Consider the following 9990-nt stretch of genomic DNA (forward strand, 5'->3'; position numbering starts at 1 on the left):
GATGGCGGGCGGGGGCCAGGTCCACGTCGTCGTCGAGGAGTTCGATGACGGGCACCGAACGGCTCAGCCCCGGCCGCTCCGGCACGGTGCCGTCACGGTCGAAGGCCCGCCATGCCTCCAGGACGGCGGCGCGTACGTCCTCCCGGTCGAGCACTCCCCCACTGCCTTGAGGGCGTGGGAGGTGTCCGGCGTCGACGAGCAGCACCTCGGGCTGCGCGGACGCCCTGTCGGGCCTGCGCAGCACCCACAGGTGCAGCGGGAGGTTGTGCGGGGGCGCCGCGCCCGCCGGCAGGGCGATCACCGCGCGCAGGGCGCCCCGGCGCAGCAGGTCGGCGCGGATACGGCGCCCGGAGCGGCGGCCGGCCGCGGCGGGCGGCATCAGCAGGACGGCGGTGCCGCCGTCTCTCAGGCGGGCCAACGCGTGCTGCACCCAGGCCAGTTCCGACTCCGTGCGGGCCGGGAAGCCGTACTCCCAGCGAGGGTCGTAGGCGAGCTCGTCGTGGCCCCAGTTGCGCTCGTTGAACGGCGGGTGGCACAGGACCGTGTCCGCCCTGAGCGTGCCGTAGGCGTCGGCGCGCAGGCTGTCGGCGGCTGCCGTGCGAACGGTGGAGCGGGTGTGCAGGGCGAGCCGGAGCGCGGTGAGGGCGGCCGACTCGGGGGCGCTGTCCTGGCCGAACACCTCCTGGTCGGGCCGGGGCTCCACGGCTTGCAGCAGGGCTCCGGTGCCGCAGGCGGGGTCGAGCACCGTGGTGGTGGGGCCCGCGAGGTCGGCCATCAGACGGGCTAGGTCGGCCGGAGTCGGCGTGTACTGGCGCGGGTTGGCGTCGAGGTGGCGGGCCAGCAGGAACTCGAACGTCTGCCGCGCGCCCGTCTCGGCCGCGAGCTCGGCAACGCCCCGCAGCAGCGGCACCGAGGGCAGGAGCGCGGCGGCCGTCGGAGCCGTCACGGCGGGCCGGCGGACCATGCCGAAGCGGGGTGTGAGCACCTGGTCGAGGGAGTGGGGCAGCAGCTTGGCGAGGCGCTGGTCGGAGCCCGCGCTCACCTCCAGCCAGACCGGGTGGCGGTCGTGGACGAGCAGGAGGGCACAGCCCGCGTGCACCAGGGCCGTGACCGGTCCCGCCGGGTGGCCGGCGAGCTGCTGCCAGACGCGCTCCTTGAGAGGCACCTCGGCGAGCTTGCCCTGCTTGCGGAGCCATGCCTCGACCTCGGCGAGCGCGAACGACGGGCTGGTCTCGGTGCCGCCGACCGGCCTGGGGAAGTCGGTGTGGCGGCGGCGCCAGTTACTGACGGCGGCCCGGCCGACTCCGGCGAGCCGTGCGATCCCCGCCGCGGTCACCTCTGTCCCGTTGTCCTGCACGCGCCCGGCTCCCCTCTGCGTGATCCGTGACGCCGAGCATACCGACGGGTGCGGTATCAATTCGCTTCACGACCGTGTACTGACCCCAAGCCATAAGTCGTGTTGATTCGGTTCACAACCCATGCTCTCATTGACTCATCGAACAAGCCCCTGCTTCACGCAGGGCGATCACGCGTCTCCGGGGGGACCAACCATGCGTCGCACCACACTCGCCGCTCTCTGCATCGCCGCCGCGGCCACCGTCACGCTCACCGGCTGCCTGCCCGGCACGGACAAGGCGGAGAGCAAGCCGAAGGAACCGTTCGCCGGGCTGACCGGCGGCGAGATCGCCGAACGGTCCGTGGACACCACGAAGGGCGCCACCTCACTCCGCCTCAAGGGCGAGGTGCCGGACGAGGAGAGCGGCGGCACGATCAAGATGGACATCGCGCTCGACAAGAAGGGCGACTGCGCCGGGACGATGAGCATGAGCGGCGAGGGCGGGCTCGAACTGATCAAGACCGGCGCCATCGTCTACATCAAGTTCGACGAGGCGTTCCTGCGCTCGCAGTCCGACGGGTCATCCAAGCAGGAGACCGACATGGTCGTGGACATGATGGCGGGCAAGTGGGCCAAGACGAAGGCGACCGGCGCGGACGCCAAGGACATCGCCGGCTTCTGCGACCTCGACACCGTGCTCGACGAGTTCGGGGGCGAGCGCTTCGACGCCGAGCGCGGCGACACCACCAAGTCCGGCGGCGTCCCGGCGATCACCCTCGTGGAAAAGGACGGCAAGGACCGCTACACGGCGTACGTCGCCACCGAGGGCAAGCCGTATCTGCTCCGGATCGTCAGCGCCTCGAAGAAGGAACCGGGCGACATCGCCTTCAGCGACTACAACAAGCCGGTACGGACCGAGGCCCCCAAGGGCAAGGTGCTGGACCTGGACACGCTGGGCGGCTGAGGCATCACCCGGTCGGACCTCACAGCGCGTGCCGCACCCACACGTTGGGCTCGACGTACACGGCGTAGCCGCGCTCCGGTTCACAGTGCACCGGCACCAGCGCGCCCGGCACCTCCACGAGTCCCTCGGTGTCGAAGGGCAGCCCTGTCCACGCCCGCCAGTCGTCGAGCGAGGCGGACACGGTCATCGAGGCGGGGGCCACGGCCTCGACGGTGGCGCCCGCCCGGACGTGGACACGCAGCCACGGGTCGTACGGCAGCCCGTCGTCCCGTACCCGGAACGCGTACTCCTCGATCGGCGTACGCGGCTCGACGTGCTTGGCGCTGGGCCGGACCGGGGCCACGACCTCACGGAACCCGAGCGCCCGCGCGTTGTCCCGCATCGCGGAGAGCATCCTGGCCGACAGACCGGTGCCCTGCGCGTGCGGCGCGACCACGATGGAGACCGCGCTCACCGTGTCGGGCGGGGTGCCGTACCGCAGGTCGGTGAAGGCCCGCACGAGCATCTCGTCCCAGCCCCGCGCGGGGAGTTCACCCGGGGTGCCGTCCTCGCCGTCGAGCGCGACGGGCAAGCTGTGGGCGTGGGCGACCACCTCGCCGTGCTCGTCCTCCGCGAACAGCACGTACTCCGGCAGCTCCCGGGCGATCCGCCCGTAGTGCGCGTTGCCCACCGGGTCCTGACGGATGAACTCGGGCCAGGTGTCGGCCATCCCGAGCACCCGCGCCAGCATCTCGGGCCGCTCGGCGAGCCCCCAGACCTTCGGTTCCATGCGGGAGACGGTAGGCGCCGCCCCCTGCCGGATCGAACCGTTTTTACCGGCCTCAGCCCGGACCTCAGTCCGCGTGGAACCGCGCCGGCGCCTTCGTCGGGTTCCCCCCGGACGGGAGCGCCTGGTCGGGGCAGCCGGACAGGACACGCTCCATAGCGGCCTTCTCCGCCTCGGTGACCCACAGGCCGTACTTCATCTTCACGGCGACCTGCCTGGCCACGTACGTGCAGCGGTACGACTTCTTGGGCGGGAGCCAGGTGGCCGCGTCACCGTCACCCTTGCTGCGGTTGTTCCCGGCGTCGACGGCGAGGAGGTTGAGCGGGTCGTTGGCCAGGGCTATGCGCTTGCTGGCGTCCCACTGCTGGGCGCCCTTCTGCCAGGCGTCCGAGAGCGCGACGAGATGGTCTATGTCGATGAGACTGTGGCCACGCGTGAACGTCACGTCCTTCCCGGTGTACGGGTCCGGATTCAGGACCCCGGAGGCCACCCGGCAGTCGCCGTCCTTGAACTTCACGTCCTTCAGGTCGCGTTTGAGGATGTCGTCACGGGTGTCGCAGTCGTTCGAGTCCGTGTCGGCCCAGGCACTGCCGAAGTTGTCCCGTTCATACCCCGTCTTGGGCGCCCGGCCCTTGACGGTGAGCGAGTCGACGGCTGCGAGCGCGGCACCGCCTCCGCCCGGCCGCTCCTCGGGCCCCGAGGAACCCTCGGTCTCCAACTTGCAGCCGCTGACGGTGACCAGCACCAGCGCGGCGACCGCGACCCCACCCTTCAGACGCACCACGCGAGGCCCTCCTTTGCTGTTGCGCGTGCTTGTTCCGCGTACCTGTTCCACACGCCTGCTCCGCATACCCGCTCCGCATGCCTTCCAGCCCGTCCTGCCCACCCCACATGGGCATCTTCGACAGATTCGAGAACCGGGCACACCAGGACCAGGCAAAGAACGTGTCCGACGACGCGGAACGGAAGATCAACGAGAGGACGGGCGACCGGTTCGCGCGCCGGCGCGAACCGGTCCAGCACCGGGTCGAGGAACCGACGGGGATCAGACACGACGAGCCGCCCGGGCAGCAGTAGCCCGCGGTTCAACTCCCGCCAGGAGTTCCTACTGGGAGTCCCCGCCGGGCCTCACGCCTTACCGATCCCCAGCGTCGTCCCCGACGGCATCAGCCCCGTACCGAGGACCGCGACCCAGAACTCGCCGAGCAGGTCGGCGAGGCGCGCGGTGGCCTCCGGGCCGAGGAACCGCCAAGGGCCGGCGGCGAGTTCGTCGGTGTGCCGCTCGACCTGGCGGCGGAGTTCTCGTCCTGATGCAGTCGCCGTACCGTCCAGGCGCACCAGACCTCGCGCCACGAGCCGGTCACGCGCGGCCGCCCACTCCTCGGGACTCCAGCCCCGGCTCTCGAAGACCTCCACCGGCGCGGCACCTATCGCCGCGAAGGAGACCAGCGACTCCACAGGATCCAGGCCGGCCACCAGGAGCGCCGCGAGGTGACCGTCGCCGCGGTGCTCGCGCAGGATCGCCGCCGCCCGCCACAGCTGAAGGTGCGGCGCGTCGGGCCACGGCAACTCGGCGTTGGCGGCGGCCAGCGGGCGGCCCGCCGTGTCAGCAGCGTCGGCGGCGCGGCGGGCCAGTGCGGCGGCCTCGGCGAGTTCGGCACTGTGCACGCGGTCGCCCAGGATCGCTCCGTACACCCTGTCCACCGCCCGGTCGCGTGCCGCGAGGACGGTGTCCGGACTCGCGATGTCCCAGGCCGGTTCGACGTACTCGGCGACCATGCGCGGGCTGAAGCTGTAGAAGGCGGAGGCCACGCGCTCGCTCCCCACGGCGCCCAACGGGGCGGCTCGGAACGGGAAGTAGCTCGGCCAGCGCTCCTTCGTCCCGTACCCGAGCGAGGACGCCTCGTCAGACGCTTCCGGCGCGTAGTAGAGGACGGAGTGCAGCACCTCCAGCAGATGCCACATGCGGCGCACCTGGTCGGGCCCGACTCCGGCCCCGACCCCGTTCTTCCTCATGTTCTCGCTGACGTCGACCCCGCTGACGTTCTCAGACATGACGCATCCCCCTGTCGCATTCACGATCCACAAACTTGACAGTGACTAGATTTCCCCATCCCGGCAAACTTGTCAATGCCTAGATCCGGCGCGTAAGCTGATGCACGTGACGAGCACGACCTCCTCGAAAACCCCGTACCACCACGGCGACCTCCGCCGTGCGATCCTGCGTGCCGCTCTCGACGTCATCGCCGCCGACGGCCCCTCCGCGCTGAGTCTGCGCGACTTGGCGCGCCGCGCGGGCGTCTCCCACGCGGCACCGGCCCATCACTTCAAGGACCGCACCGGTCTGCTCACGGCTATAGCGGCGGAGGGGTTCGAGCTGCTGGCGGCAGCGATCAGGGAGGCGTCCGACCTACGGGACGCGGGCGTGCGCTACGTGTGCTTCGCGCGCAAGCACCCGGCGCACTTCCAGGTGATGTTCACGCGGGAACTGCTGCGTGAGCACGACGTCGAGCTGACCACGGCCCGCGCCCTCTCGGCCAGTGCCCTCCAGGACGCCGTTTCCGGCGCGGCGTCCAGGGAGAGCGCCACCGACACGGACCCCGAGGACCGCCTCGCCCGCATAGCCGCCTGGTCCCTCGCCCACGGCTTCGCCACGCTCCTCCTCAGCCACAACCTCGACAACCTCATGGGTGACGAGGACCCCGAAGAGGTGCTCCGGGCCCTGCCGATGATGCTGCTCCCGCGCACCAGCTGACGCCGAGCCCGCACCACCTGACACCGCGGCTACGACCCCAGGATCGACGTCAGGAACTCCCCCGTCCACCCCAGCAACTCCCGCCCGACCAGCGGCTTGCCACCCACCTTGGCGGTCTTCGGGCGCGGGACCAGGACCTGGTGCACAGCGGGCTTGATGACGACCCCCGGATACAGCCGCTTGACGCGCAGCTCCTGGGACTCCCTCAACTCCACCGGTGCGAAGCGGATGTTGTTGCCCTGGAGCACGATCTCGCCGACGCCGCAGGCACGGGAGAGCATCCGCAGGCCCGCCACGAGCAGCAGGTTCTCCACCGGCTCGGGCAACTTGCCGTAGCGGTCGACGAGTTCCTCGCGTACGGCCCTGATGTCCTCCTCGGTGTTCACCGAGGCGATGGCGCGGTACGCCTGGAGGCGCAGCCGCTCGCCCGGCGCGTAGTCGTGCGGGACATGGGCGTCGACCGGGAGCTCGATCTTGACCTCCAGCGGCGGCTCCTCCTCCACACCGCCCTCCAGCGAGGCGCGGTAGTCGGCGACGGCCTCGCCCACCATCCGTACGTACAGGTCGAAGCCGACGCCCGCGATGTGGCCGGACTGTTCGCCGCCGAGCAGGTTGCCCGCGCCACGGATCTCCAGGTCCTTCATCGCCACGTACATGCCCGCGCCCATCTCCGTGTGCTGGGCGATGGTGGCGAGCCGCTCATGGGCCGTCTCCGTCAGCGGCTTCTCCGGCGGGTAGAGGAAGTACGCGTACCCGCGCTCACGGCCTCGCCCGACCCGGCCGCGCAGCTGGTGCAGTTGCGAGAGACCGAAGTTGTCGCCGCGCTCCACGATCAGCGTGTTCGCGTTCGAGATGTCGATGCCGGACTCGACGATCGTCGTCGACACCAGCACGTCGAACTTCTTCTCCCAGAAGTCGACGACCACCTGCTCCAGCGCCTGCTCCGACATCTGGCCGTGAGCGGTCGCGATACGCGCCTCCGGGATGATCTCCCGCAGCCTGGCCGCCGCCCGGTCGATCGACTCGACCCGGTTGTGGATGTAGAAGACCTGGCCCTCGCGCAGCAGTTCCCTGCGGACGGCCGCGCCGATCTGCTTCTCCTCGTACGGACCGACGAAGGTCAGGACGGGGTGGCGCTCCTCCGGCGGGGTGGTGATCGTCGACATCTCACGGATGCCGGTCACCGCCATCTCCAGCGTCCTCGGGATCGGCGTCGCGGACATGGTCAGCACGTCCACGTTCGCGCGCAGCTTCTTCAGCTGCTCCTTGTGCTCGACGCCGAACCGCTGCTCCTCGTCCACGATGACGAGCCCCAGGTCCTTGAACCTGGTCTCGGAGGAGAACAGCCGGTGCGTACCGATGACGATGTCGACCGATCCGTCCCGCAGTCCCTCCAGGGTGGCCTTCGACTCCGTGTCCGTCTGGAAGCGGGACAGCGCCCGTACGTTCACGGGGAACTGCGAGTACCGCTCGCCGAACGTCCCGAAGTGCTGCTGCACCAGCAGCGTGGTCGGCACCAGCACCGCCACCTGCTTGCCGTCCTGCACCGCCTTGAAGGCGGCGCGCACGGCGATCTCCGTCTTGCCGTAGCCGACGTCGCCGCAGATGAGCCGGTCCATGGGGACCGACTTCTCCATGTCCTCCTTGACCTCGGCGATCGTCGTCAGCTGGTCGGGGGTCTCGGCGTACGGGAAGGCGTCCTCCAGCTCGCGCTGCCAGGGCGTGTCGCCTCCGAAGGCGTGCCCGGGGGCCGCCATGCGCGCGCTGTACAGCTTGATCAGGTCGGCGGCGATCTCCTTGACAGCCTTCTTCGCGCGCGCCTTGGTCTTCGTCCAGTCGGCGCCGCCCAGCCGGTGCAGCGTGGGCGCCTCCCCGCCGACGTACTTGGTGATCTGCTCCAGCTGGTCGGTGGGGATGTAGAGCCGGTCGCCGGGCTGGCCGCGCTTGGCGGGCGCGTACTCGACCACCAGGTACTCACGCGTGGCGCCCTGCACGGTCCGCTGGACCATCTCGATGTACCGGCCGACACCGTGCTGCTCGTGCACGATGTAGTCGCCGGACTCCAGGGTCAGCGGGTCGATGGTCTTGCGGCGGCGGGCCGGCATCCGGGCGCCGTCCTTGCCGGCGGCCTTCTGGCCGGAGAGGTCGGTCTCCGTCAGCACGGCCAGCTTCAGCCGCGGATCGACGAAGCCGAAGTCGATCGACCCACAGGCCACATGCACCACGGAGGGGCTGATGTCGGTGAGATCGGCGTCCAGCCGGGCCGCGATGCCCTCGCCGCCCAGTACCTCGACCGTACGGGCGGCCGGGCCGTGCGCCTCGGTGACGAAGACCGCGCGCCAGCCGTCGGCGAGCCAGCCCTTGGTGTCGGCGAGCGCCTTCGCGGTGTCGCCGCGGTACGTCTCGGGGGCGTGCATGCCGACCTTGAGCGTGTCGGCGTCCAGCTCCTCGTCGGCGGCGAACGGCGACACCGACCACCACATCATGTCCAGCTCACGGGCCCGGTCACGCACGTCGGCGATCGACCACAGGGAGGCCGCACCCACGTCGATGGGGGCCTCGCCCCCACCGGCGGTCGCGGCCCAGGACGCCTGGAGGAACTCCTGGCTGGTGGCCACCAGGTCGGCGGCCCGCGTCCGTACCCGCTCCGGATCGCACACGACGGCCATGGCGCCCTTGGGCAGCACGTCCAGCAACAGCTCCATGTCGTCGACGAGCACGGGCGCCAGCGACTCCATGCCCTCGACGGCGATGCCCTCGGCGATCTTGCCCAGCAGCTCGCCCAGTTCCGGGTGCTGCTCGGCGAGGGCCGCGGCCCGCTGCCGTACGTCGTCCGTCAGCAGCAGCTCACGGCAGGGCGGCGCCCACAGTCCGTGCTCGGCGACCTCCAGGGACCTCTGGTCGGCGACCTTGAAGTACCGGATCTCCTCGACGTCGTCGCCCCAGAACTCCACCCGGAGGGGGTGCTCCTCGGTCGGCGGAAAGACATCGAGGATCCCACCCCGCACCGCGAACTCGCCGCGCTTCTCGACCAGCTCCACCCGGGAGTACGCGGCTGCCGCGAGCGCGTCGACGACGTCGTTCAGGTCGGCGGTCTGTCCGGTCCGCAGGGCCACGGGCTCAAGCTCCCCCAGCCCCTTGACCTGCGGCTGGAGCACGGAACGCACGGGTGCCACGACCACGGAGACCGGGCCGGTCTCGGGGTCGTCGGGGCTGGGGTGCGCGAGGCGCCGCAGTACGGCCAGCCGCCGGCCCACGGTGTCGCTGCGCGGGCTCAGCCGCTCGTGCGGGAGGGTCTCCCAGGACGGGTACTCCACGACGCGGTCCGGTGGCAGCAGTGACCTGAGCGCGGCCGCCAGGTCCTCGGCCTCGCGTCCGGTCGCCGTCACGGCGAGTACGGGTCTGCCGGCGTCCCGGGCCAGGGCGGCCACCGCGAACGGGCGGGTCGCGGGTGGGCCCACCAGGTCGACGTGCATGCGGTTGCCGTCGGTGGCCGCCGTGATCGCTTCCGCGAGGGCCGTGTCCTTGACGACGACGTCGAGCAGACCGTGCAGGCTCATGAAGGGCTTCTCTCCCGGAGGCAGGGCAACGCGAAGGGCCCGACACGTCTCACGGGCCGGGGGTGTCCAGCGTACGGCTTCGCGGCGCTCGCTTGGGCGGGGATCTGGGGGTGCCCCCTCGCTTGGTGACGTTCCCGGAGGCTTGGGTGCCGCCGTGGGGCTGCGCCCCAGAGCCCCTTCTCGGTCTCGTCTGCCGGGGTTCTGTGTGTGGGCGGCTGCGGGTTCGTCGTGGCTTGTCGCGCAGTTCCCCGCGCCCCTTAAAAGCACAACCGCGCGCCCGGCGACACAACGTACCGCCACCCACACCGCACCCCGAGCCTCTTACGCGCCCCGAGGACGGATGTCCCCACGCACCCGCAGCCGCCTACGCGCCGCAGGGGGTGGGCCGGGAGGTGTCCGCCCGCAGCGGCCGGCGTCCGCCGCCGAGCCCTTCGCTCCCCCACAGCACCGCCGGACCGAGGACGGAAACCTCCCGGCGCGCCCCCGACCCACGACGGCGGGAGGCGCGCCCCTCAGGGGCGCGGGGAACTGCGCGACAAGCCACGACGGCGGAAAAGCCACCCACAAACCAAGGAAAACCCGGTGCCGGGGAGTCTCGAACTCCCGGGC

The 9990-nt window shown here is 71.0% G+C and carries 8 protein-coding genes; 3 read left to right on the top strand and 5 right to left on the bottom strand.

The genetic code is table 11. The features are described 5' to 3' along the window. Nucleotides 1–1357, bottom strand: a 1357-nt coding sequence (locus FNH08_RS34385; RefSeq protein ID WP_322725969.1) for an N-6 DNA methylase, incomplete at its 3' end; no start/stop codon positions are given. Nucleotides 1358–1550: 193 nt separating this feature from the next. On the opposite strand from FNH08_RS34385, the gene FNH08_RS34390 reads away from it, so the two are divergent. Next, nucleotides 1551–2300, top strand: coding sequence for a hypothetical protein (locus FNH08_RS34390; RefSeq protein WP_152775448.1), 750 nt, complete (start codon nt 1551–1553; stop codon nt 2298–2300). A gap of 19 nt (nt 2301–2319) precedes the next feature. On the opposite strand, the gene FNH08_RS34395 is transcribed toward FNH08_RS34390, so the two are convergent. Together FNH08_RS34395 and FNH08_RS34400 are read right to left on the bottom strand one after the other, a co-directional pair. Beyond that, nucleotides 2320–3069 carry a GNAT family N-acetyltransferase gene (locus tag FNH08_RS34395; RefSeq protein ID WP_152775449.1) on the bottom strand — a complete coding sequence of 250 codons (750 nt, stop codon included), beginning with the start codon at nt 3067–3069 and terminating at the stop codon, nt 2320–2322. Nucleotides 3070–3133: 64 nt separating this feature from the next. After that, nucleotides 3134–3850, bottom strand: a complete 717-nt coding sequence (locus FNH08_RS34400; RefSeq protein WP_322725970.1) for an HNH endonuclease family protein — start codon at nt 3848–3850, stop codon at nt 3134–3136. Nucleotides 3851–3927: 77 nt separating this feature from the next. On the opposite strand from FNH08_RS34400, the gene FNH08_RS34405 reads away from it, so the two are divergent. Further along, nucleotides 3928–4143, top strand: coding sequence for an antitoxin (locus FNH08_RS34405; RefSeq protein ID WP_228034524.1), 216 nt, complete (start codon nt 3928–3930; stop codon nt 4141–4143). A gap of 51 nt (nt 4144–4194) precedes the next feature. Here the strand turns inward: FNH08_RS34405 and FNH08_RS34410 are convergent, their stop codons facing one another. After that, nucleotides 4195–5082: an SCO6745 family protein gene (locus FNH08_RS34410; RefSeq protein ID WP_228034526.1), complete on the bottom strand. Its 888-nt coding sequence runs from the start codon at nt 5080–5082 to the stop codon at nt 4195–4197. Nucleotides 5083–5221: 139 nt separating this feature from the next. Here FNH08_RS34410 and FNH08_RS34415 point away from each other — a divergent pair, with 139 nt between their 5' ends. Further along, entirely contained in the window at nt 5222–5821 is a 600-nt protein-coding gene (locus tag FNH08_RS34415; protein ID WP_152775452.1) for a TetR/AcrR family transcriptional regulator, read from the top strand. A 29-nt stretch (nt 5822–5850) separates the two neighbouring features. Here the strand turns inward: FNH08_RS34415 and mfd are convergent, their stop codons facing one another. Next, the gene (gene mfd / locus FNH08_RS34420) at nt 5851–9381 is read right to left on the bottom strand and encodes a transcription-repair coupling factor (protein WP_152775453.1); all 3531 of its coding nucleotides are present in this window, start codon (nt 9379–9381) and stop codon (nt 5851–5853) included. Between the last annotated feature and the right edge of the window lie 609 nt (nt 9382–9990).

Origin of the sequence: Streptomyces spongiae (assembly GCF_009377185.1) — a bacterium.
Classification (GTDB): Bacteria; Actinomycetota; Actinomycetes; order Streptomycetales; family Streptomycetaceae; genus Streptomyces; species Streptomyces spongiae.